This window comes from Pseudomonas sp. 3296, from assembly GCF_031456615.1.
Taxonomy (GTDB): domain Bacteria; phylum Pseudomonadota; class Gammaproteobacteria; order Pseudomonadales; family Pseudomonadaceae; genus Aquipseudomonas; species Aquipseudomonas mucoides.
On sequence record NZ_JAVDUY010000002.1, the window covers coordinates 692,247 to 709,448 of the forward strand.

The 17,202-nt window shown below is 56.3% G+C and carries 15 protein-coding genes; 4 read left to right on the top strand and 11 right to left on the bottom strand.

Annotated features, from left to right (window positions below):
- Positions 1-8: 8 nt before the first annotated feature.
- The 10 genes from J2X66_RS07615 to rpmH form a co-directional block, all read right to left on the bottom strand.
- Positions 9-416 (bottom strand): F0F1 ATP synthase subunit I, encoded by a 408-nt coding sequence (locus tag J2X66_RS07615; RefSeq protein ID WP_027926209.1) that lies wholly within the window; start codon positions 414-416, stop codon positions 9-11.
- A 148-nt stretch (positions 417-564) separates the two neighbouring features.
- Positions 565-1,437, bottom strand: a complete 873-nt coding sequence (locus J2X66_RS07620; RefSeq protein ID WP_310262852.1) for a ParB/RepB/Spo0J family partition protein — start codon at positions 1,435-1,437, stop codon at positions 565-567.
- 9 nt (positions 1,438-1,446) lie between these two features.
- Entirely contained in the window at positions 1,447-2,244 is a 798-nt protein-coding gene (locus tag J2X66_RS07625) for a ParA family protein (protein ID WP_027926208.1), read from the bottom strand.
- 18 nt (positions 2,245-2,262) lie between these two features.
- Complete coding sequence (gene rsmG / locus J2X66_RS07630) at positions 2,263-2,907, bottom strand: 16S rRNA (guanine(527)-N(7))-methyltransferase RsmG (RefSeq protein WP_310262855.1); 645 nt, start codon at positions 2,905-2,907, stop codon at positions 2,263-2,265.
- Positions 2,904-4,802, bottom strand: a complete 1,899-nt coding sequence (mnmG, locus tag J2X66_RS07635; RefSeq protein WP_310262858.1) for a tRNA uridine-5-carboxymethylaminomethyl(34) synthesis enzyme MnmG — start codon at positions 4,800-4,802, stop codon at positions 2,904-2,906. The genes rsmG and mnmG overlap by 4 nt, the downstream gene beginning before the upstream one ends.
- A 549-nt stretch (positions 4,803-5,351) precedes the next feature.
- The gene (gene mnmE / locus J2X66_RS07640; RefSeq protein ID WP_310262861.1) at positions 5,352-6,722 is read right to left on the bottom strand and encodes a tRNA uridine-5-carboxymethylaminomethyl(34) synthesis GTPase MnmE; all 1,371 of its coding nucleotides are present in this window, start codon (positions 6,720-6,722) and stop codon (positions 5,352-5,354) included.
- A 79-nt stretch (positions 6,723-6,801) separates the two neighbouring features.
- A complete protein-coding gene (yidC, locus tag J2X66_RS07645) occupies positions 6,802-8,487 on the bottom strand; it encodes a membrane protein insertase YidC (protein WP_310262864.1) in 1,686 nt (561 codons plus the stop codon).
- A 2-nt stretch (positions 8,488-8,489) separates the two neighbouring features.
- Entirely contained in the window at positions 8,490-8,735 is a 246-nt protein-coding gene (gene yidD, locus J2X66_RS07650; protein ID WP_077430980.1) for a membrane protein insertion efficiency factor YidD, read from the bottom strand.
- Complete coding sequence (rnpA, locus tag J2X66_RS07655) at positions 8,728-9,129, bottom strand: ribonuclease P protein component (protein ID WP_027926203.1); 402 nt, start codon at positions 9,127-9,129, stop codon at positions 8,728-8,730. The genes yidD and rnpA overlap by 8 nt, the downstream gene beginning before the upstream one ends.
- A gap of 16 nt (positions 9,130-9,145) precedes the next feature.
- Positions 9,146-9,280, bottom strand: coding sequence for a 50S ribosomal protein L34 (rpmH, locus tag J2X66_RS07660; RefSeq protein WP_003213577.1), 135 nt, complete (start codon positions 9,278-9,280; stop codon positions 9,146-9,148).
- A 566-nt stretch (positions 9,281-9,846) separates the two neighbouring features.
- On the opposite strand from rpmH, the gene dnaA reads away from it, so the two are divergent.
- The 4 genes from dnaA to gyrB are packed head-to-tail and all read left to right on the top strand — an operon-like array spanning position 9,847 to position 16,060.
- Positions 9,847-11,370 (top strand): chromosomal replication initiator protein DnaA, encoded by a 1,524-nt coding sequence (dnaA, locus tag J2X66_RS07665; RefSeq protein WP_310262868.1) that lies wholly within the window; start codon positions 9,847-9,849, stop codon positions 11,368-11,370.
- A 39-nt stretch (positions 11,371-11,409) separates the two neighbouring features.
- On the top strand, positions 11,410-12,513 hold the full coding sequence (gene dnaN / locus J2X66_RS07670; RefSeq protein ID WP_017341709.1) for a DNA polymerase III subunit beta: 1,104 nt from the start codon (positions 11,410-11,412) through the stop codon (positions 12,511-12,513).
- A gap of 20 nt (positions 12,514-12,533) precedes the next feature.
- Positions 12,534-13,637 (top strand): DNA replication/repair protein RecF, encoded by a 1,104-nt coding sequence (recF, locus tag J2X66_RS07675; RefSeq protein WP_310262871.1) that lies wholly within the window; start codon positions 12,534-12,536, stop codon positions 13,635-13,637.
- A 5-nt stretch (positions 13,638-13,642) separates the two neighbouring features.
- Positions 13,643-16,060, top strand: coding sequence for a DNA topoisomerase (ATP-hydrolyzing) subunit B (gyrB, locus tag J2X66_RS07680; protein ID WP_027926201.1), 2,418 nt, complete (start codon positions 13,643-13,645; stop codon positions 16,058-16,060).
- A 299-nt stretch (positions 16,061-16,359) separates the two neighbouring features.
- Here the strand turns inward: gyrB and J2X66_RS07685 are convergent, their stop codons facing one another.
- The gene (locus J2X66_RS07685) at positions 16,360-17,139 is read right to left on the bottom strand and encodes a 1-acyl-sn-glycerol-3-phosphate acyltransferase (protein ID WP_194940518.1); all 780 of its coding nucleotides are present in this window, start codon (positions 17,137-17,139) and stop codon (positions 16,360-16,362) included.
- Between the last annotated feature and the right edge of the window lie 63 nt (positions 17,140-17,202).

Sequence of the window (17,202 nt, forward strand, 5' to 3'; positions counted from 1 at the left end):
CAAACGCCCTAAGGTCTCGAAAGTCTTGTTCTCATCAGCAGGGGCGCGAACCAGCTGACCAGTTGGGTCAACACGAAGACGCCGAATACAGCTAGCGGCGCCAATGGCTTCACACCTGCAAACGTCAATGCAAAGAGCACTGCCGTCAAAATCAGTTTGCCCGCCTCGCCGGCATAAAATGACCGGACGATGGCTTGAGCTGCTCGGGCGCCGGAAAACCGAAATGCCCTGTGAGCGAAATAAACATTGGGAAGCAAGGCTATCAGGCCTCCGCAAAGTCCTGAGTACCCGGCAACGACTCCATGCCATTGCCAAAGCGCCAATGCAGCGATCAGCAAAACGACAAATTGAGCCATTAACACCGGAAAAACTGCCAGGCGATGGAACGGCAAGCGGTTTGGCGTGCGTCTTTCCATCACGTTTTCTCTCCAATGGTCGGCTGCCAGAAATCAATAACTTGGCATAATTTGTGCCGACAAAATGCGCGCAGAGTATAGGGGCGGTTCAGCCCCTATTCAACTGTCAGGTAGTGATTTCCGACTGCACGCTACATGAGGAAATGTTTCAACGAATGTGCGCAAGCACACCTTGCAGTTCGTCGAGGGAGTTGTAACCAATGACCAACTGCCCTTTCCCCTTCTTACCGTGGCGAATCTGCACCGCAGAGCCTAGGCGTTCGGCCAGGCGCTGTTCGAGTCGGGCTATATCAGGGTCCCGTTTTACCGGTTCGGCAGGCTCCTGTTTGCCACTCAACCACTGGCGAACCAGTGCTTCAGTTTGGCGCACCGTCAGCCCCCGTGCGACAACATGTCGCGCCCCTTCTACCTGTTGATTCTCCGGCAAACCGAGCAAAGCACGCGCATGACCCATTTCCAGGTCACCGTGCGACAGCATGGTTTTGATAACTTCCGGCAACGCGATCAAGCGTAGCAGGTTGGCCACGGTCACGCGGGATTTGCCCACCGCTTCCGCAACCTGTTGCTGAGTCAGCTGAAATTCCTGCTGCAAACGCTGCAACGCGACGGCTTCTTCGATCGGATTGAGGTCTTCGCGTTGAATGTTCTCGATCAGCGCCATGGCGATGGCCGTTTCATCCGGCACATCGCGAACCATCGCCGGGATGGTTTCCTGGCCAGCCTGCTGGCTGGCACGCCAGCGGCGTTCACCGGCAATGATTTCGAAGCGACCGCTGCCGATCGGGCGAACCACGATCGGCTGCATCACGCCCTGGGCCTTGATCGACTGCGCCAACTCTTCCAGCGCCTGAGGATCCATGTCCCGGCGGGGTTGGTACTTGCCGCGCTGGATCAGGTCCAGGGGCAGGTGCTGCAGCTCACGCTGGTCAGCCTGCACCGCTTGTTCTTCCAGCGAGCTGACAGTCGGACCACTCAGCAGTGCATCCAGTCCACGTCCGAGACCTCGTTTCTTGACGGCCATGGGGATTCCTTAAGTTGCCTGAGCGGCGGCGGTGCGTGAGTTTTTGCGCTGACGGCGAACCATTTCGCCCGCCAAGGCCAGGTAGGCAATGGCGCCCCGTGAAGTCTTGTCGTACGCCAACGCCGGCATGCCATAACTTGGCGCTTCGGCCAGGCGAATGTTGCGCGGAATCACGGTGTCGTAAAGCTGCTCGCCGAAGTGTTCCTTGAGCTGCGCGGACACATCGTTCATCAGGCTCAGGCGCGGGTCGTACATGGTCCGCAACAGGCCTTCGACTTTCAGATTCGGGTTCAGCAGTTCGGCGATGCGCTTGATGTTATCCACAAGGTCGCTCAAACCTTCGAGCGCAAAGTATTCGCACTGCATGGGGATAATCACCCCATCGGCGGCCACCAGTGCGTTCAGCGTGAGCATCGACAACGACGGCGGGCAGTCGATCAAAATGTAATCGTAGTTTTCACGGATCGGCGCCAATGCACTGCGCAGGCGGCTTTCCTTCATCTGCATTTCCAGCAGAACCACTTCGGCCGCCGTCAGGTCGCGGTTGGCCGGCAACAGCTGGTAACCACCGTGCTCGGAGTAGTGCATGGCCTGGGCCAGGTCACATTCGCCGATCAGAAGGTCGTAGACCGAGTTTTCCAGACCATGTTTATCCACACCGCTACCCATGGTGGCGTTGCCCTGTGGATCGAGATCGATCAGCAGCACCCGACGCTTGGTAGCGACCAGGGAAGCTGCGAGGTTGATGCAGGTGGTGGTTTTACCCACACCACCCTTTTGGTTCGCAATCGCGAATACCTTAGCCATTCTTGCTTGTGTTCCCAATCATGCCGTGCGGCGCAGTATCAGCAGATGGCGTTGGCCTTGGCAACCAGGTACGGCCAGGGCATGTTCGCTATCGAGGTGGAAGTCTGCCGGCAATGCTACCAGCTCATCGGCCGGATGAACGCCCTTCATTGCCAGCCAGCGCGTATCGGCATCGCCGAGGTGGCGAGTCCAGTTACTGAAGTTTTCCATGCTGCTGAACGCCCGGGAAACAATCCCGTTGAATGGCTGCGCAGGCTGGAAGGCTTCGACACGGCTGTGGATAACTTGCAGGTTATCCAGTTTGAGTTCGAGTTTGACCTGGGTCAGGAAGCGGGTTTTCTTGCCGTTGCTGTCCAGACAAGTCACTTGTGACTCTGGAAACAGGATAGCCAGCGGAATTCCCGGCATACCACCGCCGCTGCCAACGTCCAGCCAGCGGCCGTTTTCGATGAACGACATCACGCTCAAACTATCGAGCAGGTGGCGAGAGACCATTTCGTCCGGATCGCGCACGGCGGTCAGGTTGTAGGCCTTGTTCCATTTGATCAACAGGGCCAGGTATCCCAGCAGCTGCGCATGCTGGGTTTCTGTCAATGAGACACCGAGCTGGCGAGCACCTGTGGATAACTCTTCGGCGTGTTGCGAGGTGACCAACGAACTCAAGCGCTTTGCTCCAACTGACGGCCCGCGCCGCGTTTTTTCAAATGAATCATCAACAGCGAAATGGCTGCCGGGGTGACGCCCGGGATACGTGACGCCTGGCCCAGGGTTTCAGGACGGGTCGCGCCGAGCTTGCTCTGGATCTCTTTGGAGAGACCGGAAATGTTCGTGTAATCGATATCCACAGGCAATTTGGTGTCTTCGCTGGCCCGCAGGCGTGCGATTTCATCCTGCTGACGGTCGATGTAGCCGGCGTACTTGGTCTTGATTTCGACCTGTTCGGCGACCTGTGGATCTTCTGCGCCCCCACCGGTCACGGCAATCAGACCAGCGTAGTCGATTTCCGGACGGCTCAGCAGGTTGAGCAAATTGTATTCGTGGGTCAGCGGCGTACCGAACTTCTCGGAAATCGCATCGCCCTGCTGGGTGCCCGGGCGAACCCAGGTACTTTTCAGGCGTTGCTCTTCCAGGTCGATGCTTTCGCGCTTCTTGCAGAACGCCGCCCAACGCGCGTCATCGACCAGACCCAGCTCGCGACCTTTTTCGGTCAGACGCAGGTCGGCGTTGTCTTCGCGCAGGATCAGGCGGTACTCGGCACGGGACGTGAACATCCGGTACGGCTCTTGGGTTCCGAGCGTAATCAGGTCGTCAACCAACACGCCGATGTACGCCTCGTCGCGACGCGGGCACCAGGCGTCTTTGCCCTGTGCACGCAGTGCCGCGTTGGCACCAGCCAGCAACCCCTGGGCGCCGGCTTCTTCGTAACCGGTGGTGCCGTTGATTTGTCCGGCAAAAAACAGCCCGGCAATCACTTTGGTTTCCAGGCTGTATTTCAGGTCACGGGGGTCGAAATAGTCGTACTCGATGGCATAGCCCGGACGCACGATGTGCGCGTTTTCCATGCCGCGGATCGATTGCACGATCTGCAATTGCACGTCGAACGGCAAGGATGTGGATATCCCGTTCGGGTACAGCTCGTGGGTGGTCAAACCTTCCGGCTCGATGAAGACCTGATGGCTTTCCTTGTCGGCAAAGCGGTGGATCTTGTCTTCGATCGACGGGCAATAGCGCGGGCCGATACCTTCGATCAATCCCGCATCGGAATACATTGGCGAACGATCGAGGTTCGCGGCAATGATTTCGTGGGTGCGGGCGTTGGTGTGGGTAATCCAGCAGCTCACCTGTTTCGGGTGTTGCTCTTTGGAGCCCATGAACGACATCACCGGGATCGGTGTATCGCCTGCTTGCTCGGTCATTACCGAGAAATCCACAGAACGACCGTCGATACGCGGCGGCGTACCGGTTTTCAAACGACCCACACGCAGTGGCAATTCACGCAGACGGCGAGCCAGGGCGATCGATGGCGGATCACCGGCACGACCGCCGGAGTAATTCTGCATGCCGATGTGGATAAGTCCGCCGAGGAAGGTGCCAGTGGTCAACACCACGGAATCCGCGAGGAAACGCAGGCCCATTTGGGTGACAACACCACGCACTTGTTCCTGTTCGACGATCAGGTCGTCAGCGGCTTGTTGAAATATCCACAGGTTGGGCTGGTTTTCCAATGCTTCGCGGACAGCGGCCTTGTAGAGAACCCGGTCTGCCTGGGCGCGAGTTGCACGCACGGCCGGGCCTTTGCGGCTGTTCAACACGCGAAATTGAATACCACCTTTGTCGGTAGCCATGGCCATCGCGCCGCCAAGGGCGTCGATTTCTTTAACAAGGTGGCTTTTACCGATCCCACCAATGGCGGGGTTGCAACTCATTGCTCCGAGGGTTTCCACGTTATGCGTCAGCAACAGGGTTTTTGCACCCATACGTGCTGAGGCCAGTGCTGCCTCGGTACCGGCATGACCGCCGCCGATGACGATCACTTCAAAACGGGAAGGGAAATCCACCACGCACCTCGTGCCTGCTTCAGTTAGGTAATCAGGAATAGTTTGAGCTCAGGTTTCTGGACCTGGTCGACAAGTATAGGGACTTCGCCCTTCCTAAAGAACCCTTTGCACAAAATTTAACCAGCTGTGGAGAAGTCGGGGTTATAGAAATTAAAAAGAGAGAAATTTATTAAATCTTTGTTTTTATGTTTATTTCTACTGAGGACCATTTCTGTGGATAGATTGCTACAGCCCTTTATTTTCAATATGTACAGAGTTTCAAAACCCTGTGGTCATGTGGCAAAGAGACCCTTGGATAACCAGGTTAAGCCTGTGGATGAAAGGGGTAGTTATCCACAGAGGCGGTTATCTTCAGTTTTCAGACCCTGTTATCAACTGCCCTTAGTGGCAGTTATTCACAGGGCTTAATCCACAGAAAAGCGCGTATCGGGTTAATTCCGGGCGAAGGAAAACCGCTCAAGCAGAGATTCTCTGCTCGGCACTGAGGGAGGATTTTTCAAAAAGGGAGACAGACAGGCGCGAATGGCCTGTCTGTGGACAACAAAAGGGTTATTTACCGATGCAGAAGCTGGAAAAGATTCGTCCCAACAGGTCATCGGAGCTGAATGCACCGGTGATTTCACCCAGTGAGTGCTGCGCCTGACGCAAATCCTCGGCCAACAGCTCGCCAGCACCGGCCAGGGTCAATTGCGAGCGACCATGCTCAAGGAATGCACTGGCATGACGCAGGGCCTCAAGGTGACGCCTGCGTGCACTGAAGCTACTTTCCGACGTCTGCTCGTAACCCATGCAGGCCTTCAGATGGTCGCGCAGTAACTCCAGGCCTTCGCCAGCAGACTTGGCACTCAGGCTGATGGTGACGTGGCCATCTTCACTGACTTCCAGGGCAATGGCTTCCCCCGTCAGATCAGCCTTGTTACGAATCAGCGTGACTTTCGCTGGATCCGGGCGGATTTCGAGGAATTCAGGCCACAAAGCGAAGGGGTCCAGCGCTTCAGGCGCCGTTGCATCGACGACCAGCAACACGCGATCCGCTTCGCTGATGGCTTTCAGTGCGCGTTCTACGCCGATTTTTTCCACGTGATCGTCGGTATCTCGCAGACCAGCGGTATCCACCACATGAAGCGGCATACCATCAATGTGGATATGTTCGCGAAGAATGTCCCGGGTTGTGCCGGCAATTTCGGTAACGATCGCGGCTTCCCGACCTGCCAGGGCATTCAACAGGCTGGATTTACCAGCATTCGGCCGACCGGCAATGACCACGGTCATGCCGTCACGCAGCAAGGCGCCTTGCCCCGCTTCGCGAAGCACTGTGGATAATTCATCGCGCACTTTGTCGAGCATGGCCAATACATGTCCATCGGCAAGGAAGTCGATTTCTTCCTCCGGGAAGTCGATGGCCGCCTCGACATAGATGCGCAGGCCGATCAGTTGCTCGGTGAGGTTATGCACACGCTGGGAAAATGCGCCTTGCAACGAACGCAGCGCATTTCGAGCCGCTTGTGCAGAACTCGCCTCGATCAAGTCGGCGATGGCTTCAGCCTGGGCCAGGTCGAGTTTGTCATTGAGGAAGGCGCGCTCACTGAATTCACCGGGACGGGCAAGACGACAGCCCAGTTCCAGGCAACGCTTAAGCAACATATCCAGAACAACTGGCCCGCCATGGCCCTGCAGTTCCAGCACGTCTTCGCCGGTGAAGGAGTTCGGTCCCGGGAAATACAGCGCAATGCCTTCGTCCAGCACCTCTTCGTTTGCACTGAGGAACGGGCCGTAATGGGCAAACCGCGGTTTCAAATCCCGACCGCTGATGGCTTTGGCCGCAAGGCTCGCCAACGGTCCGGAAATACGGACGATGCCCACGCCACCGCGACCTTGAGCGGTGGCGACGGCTGCGATGGTTTCACGAGGAACGCTCATAAACCGGTATCCAGACAAAAGTGACAGATAGCAAAACGCCCCACTAGGGGGCGTTTTGAGTGGTTATCCACAGTGTAAATCAAGCGGCGGCTTTGGTAGCCCGTTCGATTTTACGAGTGATGTACCACTGTTGAGTGATGGACAGGCAGTTGTTCACTACCCAGTACAGCACCAGACCAGCCGGGAACCACAGGAAGAAGAAGGTGAAGATGATTGGCATCAGCTTCATCACCTTGGCCTGCATCGGATCCGGAGGAGTCGGGTTCAACTGCTGCTGGATGAACATGGTTGCACCCATGATGATCGGCAGAATGAAGAACGGATCCTTGATTGACAGGTCAGTAATCCACAGCATGAACGGCGCTTGACGCATTTCAACGCTTTCCAGCAGAACCCAGTACAGCGAAAGGAAAACCGGCATCTGCACGAGGATTGGCAAGCAACCACCCAGCGGATTGATCTTCTCTTTCTTGTACAGCTCCATCATGGCTTGCGACATTTTTTGCCGGTCATCGCCATGTTGCTCTTTCAGCGCGGCCAGTTTTGGGGCCACTGCACGCATGCGCGCCATGGATTTGTAGCTGGCGGCCGACAGAGGGAAGAACAAACCCTTGATCAGCATGGTCAGGAAAATGATCGACCAGCCCCAGTTACCGACGATGGCGTGGATATGTTGCAGCAACCAGAAGATTGGCTGGGCAATAAACCACAGGATGCCGTAGTCGACGGTCAGTTCCAGACCTGGGGACAACTCTTTCAGCACAGCCTGGCTTTTAGGGCCGGCGTACAGAACAGCGCTGACTTCAGCTTTAGCACCTGGCGCGACAGTCAATGCCGGGGCGGTGTAGCCGATGATGTAGTTGCCTTTGCTGTCTTTGCGGGTCTGGACGACATTGTTTTCGCCCTTCGCCGGAATCCAGGCGGTCACGAAGTAGTGTTGCAACCAGGCAACCCAACCACCGTTGACGGTTTCTTTCAGCTGAGCCTTGTCCATGTCCTTCATCGACACTTTCTTGTACGGCTCGTTACTTGTCCACAGGGCGGCGCCCAGGTAAGTCGCGGTGCCGGTGGCAGTGCTGGAAGAAGGATCGGAGCTGGCGTCACGCTTCAGCTGGGCAAACATCGCACCCGACCAAGGCTTGGCGCTTTCGTTGTCGATCAGGTAGGAAACGGTTACGTCATACAGGCCGCGTTTCAGTGTGAAACGCTTGATGTAGTTGACACCGTCCTTGCTGAACTTCAGGTCCACGACCAATTGGTCCTGACCCTCAGCCAGTTGATAAACCTTCTTCTCCGAGGAGTAAACCGGACGACCGGCAGGACTTGCGTCCGGACCGTCGGCGCCGATCAAACCACTTTGAGCCAGATAAGTCCGCTCGTTGCCGTTATCGAACAACTGGAACGGGATTTCCGGATGGTCCTGGCGACGTGGATACAGCGGCAGCGTCAGCTGGGCAACATCACCACCTTGTGGATCGATGGCCAGATTGAGCACATCCGTCTTGATCTGGATGAGGTCTTTGCTTGCAGCTACTGGTGTTTCAGCAGGAGCAGTGGCACTGGTATCGCTTGCGGCGCGTGGAATGTCGTCACTGACAGAAGCATTATTGCCAGTAGCCGAATCCGGTAGGCCCGGTGCGGTAGTACTGGAAGCAACATTCTGAGTCGGCAGGGCAGCCTGGCCATAGTCCTGGTTCCATTTAAGAACCATAACGTAGGACACGATTGCCAGGGCGACGATCAGGATCGTGCGTTTGATATCCATGATTACTCGGCCATCGAAGAAGAACGGGAGGTAGGGATAGGTGGAACCGGGTCATAACCACCGGGATTCCACGGATGACAGCGGCCTAAACGACGAAAGGCCAGCCAGCCACCGCGCAGAAGACCATGATTTTCTATGGCCTCTAACGCGTAGCAGGAACAACTGGGGTAGAAGCGACAGTGGTTGGCCATCAGGGGACTAATGGCATAGCGATAAAACTGGATCGGAACGAGTGCCAGTTTACGCATCGGGACTGTCTACCCCTACAGTTTCGGTTTTGACTGCTGGTACTGGCGTGCTGCGTGCCAGACGCTTCCAGAGTTTGCCGAAATGCTGAATCAATTCGGGGTTTTCTACGTCACCCAAACCTTTGCGCGCGACGATAACGATGTCCCAGCCTACCAGTGAATCCTGGTGCAGACGGAACGATTCGCGCATCAGACGTTTGAGGCGATTGCGCTCGACGGAGAGCTTTACGCTCTTTTTCCCGATAACCAACCCGAGACGGGGGTGATCAAGATCGTTGTTGCGCGCAAGGAGCAGGAGATTTTTCCCCGGAACCTTGCCGGTAGGGGAGTCAAAGACTGCCTTGAAATGCCGGGGAGTAAGCAGACGCTTTTCCCGACTGAAGTCCTGACTCACCTCCAGTGCCGGCTTATCAAACTGCCAGACGCGCACGACCTTTGGCGCGGCGACGCGACAGAACAGCACGGCCGTTCTTGGTAGCCATGCGAGCACGGAAACCGTGGGTACGAGCGCGTTTGATAGTGCTTGGTTGGAAAGTACGTTTCATTGTCGTGTTACCTGGTTCGTCCACAACGGGCCGGAATGGCCCCCGTTTTAAGAGACCGGGGATTCTAGAGAAAGCAAGCCTCTAGGTCAATTTCCAACCAGCGTTTCCTTATAAATAGATCTCCGCCGGTTTTGTTCGTGATTAACCCCTCGTTAGAAATAGAAATAAGAAAGGAATTATTTAAAGCTTTTCTGTAAAGCTTATAAAAGCTAGGGCAGCGATCATCTGTGGATAACTACCTTGAGCCCTTTTACTGCGGGCTGTACAGAGAATGACAACTACCGTGGAAAACAGGGGGCAGCCTGTGCTGTGCTGTCGGATAACCTGTGTGTGAAAGGGCTTGTTATCCACAGGCTGGTTATCCACCGAGTTTCCCCCCTACTTGTGCAATGACCTTAGACCCGGTTATCCACAGAGCTTATGCACAGACCGCTGGTCGTCTTTTTTGCGTATAAAACATTGATTCTTCTTGTTCAGTGCTCCACCTACGTGTGGATAAGTCGGCGTCTGGTCGCTACAATGGCCGCTTGTTTTTGCCTCACCGGCTTTCAACTTAGGGGATATCCGTGTCAGTGGAACTTTGGCAGCAGTGCGTGGAGCTTTTGCGCGAAGAGCTGCCTGCCCAACAATTCAACACTTGGATCCGTCCACTACAGGTCGAAGCCGAAGGCGACGAGTTGCGTGTCTACGCACCGAACCGCTTTGTTCTCGACTGGGTCAACGAAAAGTACCTGGGCCGCGTTCTTGAACTGCTGGATGAGCATGGCAACGGCATGGCGCCGGTGCTGTCTTTATTAATAGGCAGCAAACGCAGTTCGGCACCGCGCGCTGCACCGAATGCGCCGTTGGCTGCCGCTGCGTCTCAGGCTCAGGCTGCTCAAGTACCTGTCAGCGCTCCGGCGCCAGCGCCGACGGCCAGCGCACCGACCAAGCGTGCGACGCAAAAAGTGGCTGAGATCAATGAAGAGCCGTCTCGCGACAGCTTCGACCCGATGGCCGGCGCCAGCTCGCAGCAAGCTCCGGTTCGCTCCGAGCAACGCACGGTGCAGGTCGAAGGCGCGCTCAAGCACACCAGTTACCTGAACCGCACCTTCACCTTCGAAAACTTCGTCGAAGGTAAGTCGAACCAACTGGCCCGGGCCGCAGCCTGGCAGGTGGCGGACAATCCCAAGCACGGTTACAACCCGCTCTTCCTTTATGGTGGCGTCGGCTTGGGTAAAACCCACTTGATGCACGCTGTGGGTAACCACCTATTAAAGAAGAACCCGAATGCCAAAGTCGTTTACCTGCATTCGGAGCGTTTCGTGGCCGACATGGTCAAGGCGCTGCAACTGAATGCGATCAACGAGTTCAAGCGTTTCTACCGTTCGGTGGATGCGTTGCTCATCGATGACATTCAATTCTTCGCCCGCAAGGAACGATCGCAGGAAGAGTTTTTCCATACCTTCAACGCTTTGCTTGAAGGTGGCCAGCAGGTCATTCTCACCAGTGACCGCTACCCGAAAGAAATTGAAGGCCTTGAAGAGCGTCTGAAATCCCGCTTCGGCTGGGGCCTGACGGTTGCCGTCGAGCCGCCGGAGCTGGAAACCCGCGTGGCGATCCTGATGAAGAAGGCCGACCAGGCCAAAGTTGATCTGCCACATGACGCTGCGTTCTTCATCGCCCAACGTATTCGCTCTAACGTCCGTGAGCTGGAAGGCGCGCTGAAACGCGTGATCGCCCACTCGCACTTCATGGGCCGCGACATCACCATCGAGCTGATTCGCGAATCCCTGAAAGACTTGTTGGCGCTGCAAGACAAACTGGTCTCTGTGGATAACATTCAGCGCACGGTGGCCGAGTACTACAAGATCAAGATCTCCGACTTGCTGTCCAAGCGTCGTTCACGCTCGGTCGCACGTCCGCGTCAGGTTGCAATGGCATTGTCCAAAGAGTTGACTAACCACAGCCTGCCGGAAATCGGCGATGTGTTTGGCGGCCGCGACCACACGACTGTTTTGCACGCCTGTCGCAAGATCAACGAGCTTAAGGAATCCGACGCGGACATCCGCGAGGACTACAAGAACCTGCTGCGTACACTGACCACTTGATGAACACCAGCGCAGCTTATTAAGGCAAGGGACTAGACCATGCATTTCACCATTCAACGCGAAGCCCTGTTGAAACCCCTGCAACTGGTCGCAGGCGTCGTTGAGCGCCGACAGACCTTGCCGGTGCTCTCCAACGTGCTGCTGGTTGTCGAAGGCCAGCAATTGTCGCTGACCGGTACCGACCTGGAAGTCGAGCTGGTCGGTCGTGTGCAACTTGAAGAGCCGGCAGACCCAGGTTCCATCACCGTGCCTGCGCGCAAGTTGATGGACATCTGCAAGAGCCTGCCGAACGATGCGCTGATCGACATCAAGGTCGATGAGCAGAAGCTGGTGGTGAAGGCTGGTCGTAGCCGCTTCACCCTGTCGACCCTGCCCGCCAACGATTTCCCGACAGTGGAAGAAGGGCCGGGCTCGCTGACCTGCAGCCTGGAACAAAGCAAACTGCGTCGTCTGATCGAACGTACCAGCTTCGCCATGGCCCAGCAGGACGTTCGTTATTACCTGAACGGTATGCTGCTTGAAGTGTCGGCCGGGATCATCCGTGCTGTTGCCACCGACGGTCACCGTCTGGCCATGTGTTCGATGCAGGCCGATATCGGTCAACCGGATCGCCATCAGGTCATCGTTCCGCGCAAGGGTATCCTTGAGCTGGCACGCCTGCTCACGGAACCGGACGGCATCGTCAGCATCGTCCTGGGTCAGCACCACATCCGCGCGACTACCGGCGAGTTCACCTTCACCTCGAAACTGGTCGACGGCAAATTCCCGGATTACGAGCGTGTTCTGCCAAAAGGCGGCGACAAGCTGGTACTCGGCGACCGTCAGGCGCTGCGTGAAGCCTTCAGCCGTACCGCGATTCTGTCCAACGAGAAGTACCGTGGCATCCGTCTGCAACTGGCTAATGGTCAGCTGAAAATCCAGGCGAACAACCCGGAGCAGGAAGAAGCGGAAGAAGAAGTGGGCGTTGAATACAACGGCGGCAATCTGGAAATCGGCTTCAACGTCAGCTATCTGCTCGACGTACTGGGCGTGATGACCACTGAGCAAGTTCGCCTGATCCTGTCCGACTCCAACAGCAGTGCGCTGGTGCAGGAATCCGACAACGACGACTCGGCTTACGTTGTCATGCCGATGCGCCTGTAATCATGTTCAGCAGAAGCTAGATGTCGCTAAGTCGCGTCTCGGTCACCGCGGTGCGCAATTTGCACCCGGTGACCTTCTCCCCCTCCCCCCGAATCAATATTCTTTACGGCGCCAACGGCAGCGGCAAAACCAGTGTTCTGGAAGCCATTCATCTGCTGGGGCTTGCCCGTTCGTTTCGTAGCAGCCGCCTGTTGCCGGTCATCCAGTACGAGCAATTGGCGTGTACGGTGTTTGGTCAGGTTGAATTGGCTGAGGGCGGACAGAGCGCGTTAGGCATTTCGCGCGACCGTCAGGGTGAATTTCAGATCCGCATCGACGGTCAGAACGCCCGAAGCGCGGCGCAACTGGCGCAGATCCTGCCGCTACAGCTGATCAACCCTGACAGTTTCCGCTTGCTTGAAGGCGCGCCGAAGATTCGCCGACAGTTTCTAGACTGGGGCGTGTTCCATGTGGAAGCGCGATTCATGTCTACCTGGCAGCGCTTGCAGAAGGCTCTGCGCCAGAGAAACTCTTGGCTGCGACATGGTACACTTGACGCCGTTTCGCAAGCGGTTTGGGACAGGGAGCTGTGCCAGGCCAGCGCTGAAATCGATGAATACCGCCGCGCTTACATCAAAGCCTTGAAACCAGTCTTTGAACAGACCTTGAGCGAACTGGTCGAGCTTGAAGGCTTGACCCTCAGCTATTACCGAGGCTGGGACAAAGACCGCGAACTGAGTGCCGTACTCGCTGGGTCCCTGCAACGGGACCAGCAAATGGGTCACACCCAGGCCGGACCACAACGTGCTGATTTGCGTCTCAGACTGGGCGCACATAACGCTGCGGACATATTGTCCCGGGGTCAGCAGAAGTTAGTGGTCTGTGCATTGCGGATTGCCCAAGGGCACCTGGTCAGCCAGGCCCGACGCGGACAGTGTATTTATCTGGTGGATGACTTGCCGTCCGAGTTGGACGAGCACCACCGACGCGCGCTTTGCCGCTTGCTGGAAGACTTACGCTGCCAGGTCTTTATCACCTGTGTAGATCACGAATTATTGAGGGAAGGCTGGCAGACGGAAACGCCAGTCGCTTTGTTCCACGTGGAACAGGGCCGTATCACCCAGACCCACGACCATCGGGAGTGAAGGCATTGAGCGAAGAAAATACGTACGACTCAACGAGCATTAAAGTGCTGAAAGGCCTGGATGCCGTACGCAAACGTCCCGGTATGTACATTGGTGACACCGACGATGGCAGCGGTCTGCACCACATGGTGTTCGAAGTGGTCGATAACTCGATCGACGAAGCTCTCGCCGGCCACTGCGACGACATCAGCATCATCATTCACCCGGATGAGTCCATCACCGTTCGCGACAACGGCCGTGGCATCCCGGTAGACGTGCACAAAGAAGAAGGCGTTTCCGCAGCAGAGGTCATCATGACCGTGCTGCACGCCGGCGGTAAGTTCGACGACAACTCCTACAAAGTATCCGGCGGTCTGCACGGTGTAGGTGTGTCGGTGGTGAACGCACTGTCCAAAGAATTGATCCTGACTGTTCGCCGCAGCGGCAAGATCTGGGAACAGACTTATGTCCACGGTGTTCCGCAAGAGCCGATGAAAATCGTAGGCGAGAGCGAAACCACGGGCACCCAGATCCACTTCAAGCCTTCGGCTGAGACCTTCAAGAACATCCACTTCAGCTGGGATATCCTGGCCAAGCGGATTCGTGAACTGTCCTTCCTCAACTCCGGTGTCGGCATCGTCCTCAAGGATGAGCGCAGTGGCAAAGAAGAGCTGTTCAAGTACGAAGGCGGCCTGCGTGCGTTTGTTGAATACCTGAACACCAACAAGACTGCGGTCAACCAGGTGTTCCACTTCAACATCCAGCGTGAAGACGGCATCGGCGTGGAAATCGCCCTGCAGTGGAACGACAGCTTCAACGAAAACCTGTTGTGCTTCACCAACAACATTCCACAGCGCGATGGCGGTACTCACCTGGTGGGTTTCCGTTCCGCACTGACGCGTAACCTGAACACCTACATCGAAGCTGAAGGTCTGGCGAAGAAACACAAAGTCGCGACCACCGGTGACGATGCCCGTGAAGGCCTGACCGCGATCATTTCGGTGAAAGTACCGGATCCGAAGTTCAGCTCCCAGACCAAAGACAAGCTGGTTTCTTCCGAAGTGAAGACCGCGGTCGAACAGGAAATGGGCAAGTACTTCTCCGACTTCCTGCTGGAAAACCCGAACGAAGCCAAACTGGTCGTTGGCAAGATGATCGACGCGGCACGTGCGCGTGAAGCGGCGCGTAAAGCCCGTGAAATGACCCGTCGTAAAGGCGCGCTGGATATCGCCGGCCTGCCGGGCAAACTGGCTGACTGCCAGGAAAAAGACCCAGCCCTGTCCGAACTGTACCTCGTGGAAGGTGACTCTGCTGGCGGCTCCGCCAAGCAGGGACGTAACCGCCGCACCCAGGCCATCCTGCCGCTGAAGGGCAAGATCCTGAACGTCGAGAAGGCGCGTTTCGACAAGATGATCTCTTCGCAAGAAGTAGGCACCTTGATCACCGCGCTGGGCTGTGGCATCGGTCGCGACGAGTACAACATCGACAAGCTGCGTTATCACAACATCATCATCATGACCGATGCTGACGTCGACGGTTCGCACATCCGTACCCTGCTGCTGACCTTCTTCTTCCGTCAGTTGCCGGAGCTGATCGAACGTGGCTACATCTACATCGCTCAGCCGCCGCTGTACAAGGTCAAGAAAGGCAAGCAAGAGCAATACATCAAAGACGACGACGCCATGGAAGAGTACATGACGCAGTCGGCCCTGGAGGACGCGAGCCTGCACCTGAACGAAGAAGCCCCTGGCATCTCCGGTGAAGCGCTCGAGCGCCTGGTGAATGACTTCCGTCTGGTAATGAAGACCCTCAAGCGTCTGTCGCGCCTGTACCCACAGGAGCTGACCGAGCACTTCATCTACCTGCCAGCGGTGAGCATGGATCAACTGTCCGATCATGCAGCGATGCAGGATTGGCTGGCTCAGTACGAAGTTCGCCTGCGCACTGTCGAGAAGTCCGGCCTGGTCTACAAAGCCAGCCTGCGTGAAGACCGTGAACGTAACGTATGGCTGCCAGAGGTCGAACTGATCTCCCACGGTCTGTCGAACTACGTCACCTTCAACCGCGACTTCTTCGGCAGCAACGATTACCGCACAGTTGTTTCGCTGGGTGCTCAACTGAGCACCTTGTTGGACGACGGTGCGTACATCCAGCGTGGCGAGCGCAAGAAGCCGGTCACCGAGTTCAAGGAAGCCCTTGAATGGCTGATGGCAGAAAGCACCAAGCGTCACACCATCCAGCGATACAAAGGTCTGGGCGAGATGAACCCGGATCAGCTGTGGGAAACCACCATGGATCCAGCACAGCGCCGGATGCTCAAAGTGACCATCGAAGACGCCATTGGCGCGGACCAGATCTTCAACACCCTGATGGGTGATGCGGTCGAACCTCGCCGTGACTTCATTGAAAGCAACGCCCTGGCGGTTTCCAACCTGGACTTCTGATCCAGCGAACCTGCCAAACCAAAAAGGCCAACGCTCAGCGTTGGCCTTTTTTGTTACCTGTTATTCGCATGCGATCAGGCCGTATTTCGTTCGTCATTCCCCTTAGTACATGGAGTGGAAAACCGCAAATTCCGGGCATAAAAAAACCGGCTATATCAGCCGGTTTTTTTGCGCCCGAAAAAAACTTATGCACCATTTTCCGTGTTTTATGTGTTTAAGAAATATGTATATAAATCATCAACTTATAAAACGATATCGCTGTTTTTCGAGAAAACGGTACACAGGTTATCCACAGAATCTCAGACAGCCACTTGATCCGTCGAAGTCGGTGCCGCGGGGGCTGCTGGCAGCGACCCCATTTCCCGTTGCATCTGCTCGTTCCAGGCTTGTACCCGGTCGTTCAGGTCGGCGATGGCGCGAGGCCCGCTGCCCACGGCGTACATCGGTTCGCCGATGATTACAGTGATGACCCCCTGCTTTTTTGCCCAACCGGTTTTAGGCCAGAACTTGCCCGCATTGTGCGCAATCGGCAGTACAGGAAGCTCGGCGTTGACGGCCAACGCAGTACCACCGCGTGAGAACTTGCCGATCGTGCCAAAAGGAACGCGCGTCCCCTCAGGGAAGATCAGCACCCAGACGCCATCCTTCAGCAATTCATCGCCCTTCTTCGCCACATGCTTGAGCGCGGCCTTGGGATTGTCGCGGTCGATGGCAATCGGTCGCAGCATGGCCATGGCCCAGCCGAAGAACGGTACATACAGCAATGAACGCTTGAGCACCTGGCTCAACGGCTCGAAGTAAGCCGAGAGAAAAAACGTCTCCCAGGTGCTCTGGTGGTTCGATTGAATCACGCAGGGCTGGTCTGGCACGTTCTCGGCGCCCTTCACTTCGTAGCTGATACCCAGGAACACTTTGCTCAGCCACAAGGCGCAGCGGCACCAGTACACGTTGATGAAGCGATAGCGCGCCTTGAATGGCAGGAAAGGCGCGATGAAAAAGCTCAGGCTGCACCAAAGCAAAGAGCTGGTGCCCAGCAACAGATAAAAGAGGAAGGTTCTGATGGCCTGCAGTATCGACATGGTGACGTTTACCGTGCGGGCTCTGCCCGTCTATCAAGTGCACTCCCGATCAGTCCTTAATCG

Coding starts and splice junctions, on each gene's coding strand:
- J2X66_RS07625 (WP_027926208.1), bottom strand. CDS start 2,244: ATGGCTAAGGTATTCGCGATTGCGAACCAAAAGGGTGGTGTGGGTAAA.
- mnmE (WP_310262861.1), bottom strand. CDS start 6,722: ATGAGCGTTCCTCGTGAAACCATCGCAGCCGTCGCCACCGCTCAAGGT.
- yidD (WP_077430980.1), bottom strand. CDS start 8,735: ATGCGTAAACTGGCACTCGTTCCGATCCAGTTTTATCGCTATGCCATT.
- J2X66_RS07615 (WP_027926209.1), bottom strand. CDS start 416: ATGGAAAGACGCACGCCAAACCGCTTGCCGTTCCATCGCCTGGCAGTT.
- J2X66_RS07685 (WP_194940518.1), bottom strand. CDS start 17,139: ATGTCGATACTGCAGGCCATCAGAACCTTCCTCTTTTATCTGTTGCTG.
- rpmH (WP_003213577.1), bottom strand. CDS start 9,280: ATGAAACGTACTTTCCAACCAAGCACTATCAAACGCGCTCGTACCCAC.
- dnaN (WP_017341709.1), top strand. CDS start 11,410: ATGCATTTCACCATTCAACGCGAAGCCCTGTTGAAACCCCTGCAACTG.
- J2X66_RS07620 (WP_310262852.1), bottom strand. CDS start 1,437: ATGGCCGTCAAGAAACGAGGTCTCGGACGTGGACTGGATGCACTGCTG.
- yidC (WP_310262864.1), bottom strand. CDS start 8,487: ATGGATATCAAACGCACGATCCTGATCGTCGCCCTGGCAATCGTGTCC.
- recF (WP_310262871.1), top strand. CDS start 12,534: ATGTCGCTAAGTCGCGTCTCGGTCACCGCGGTGCGCAATTTGCACCCG.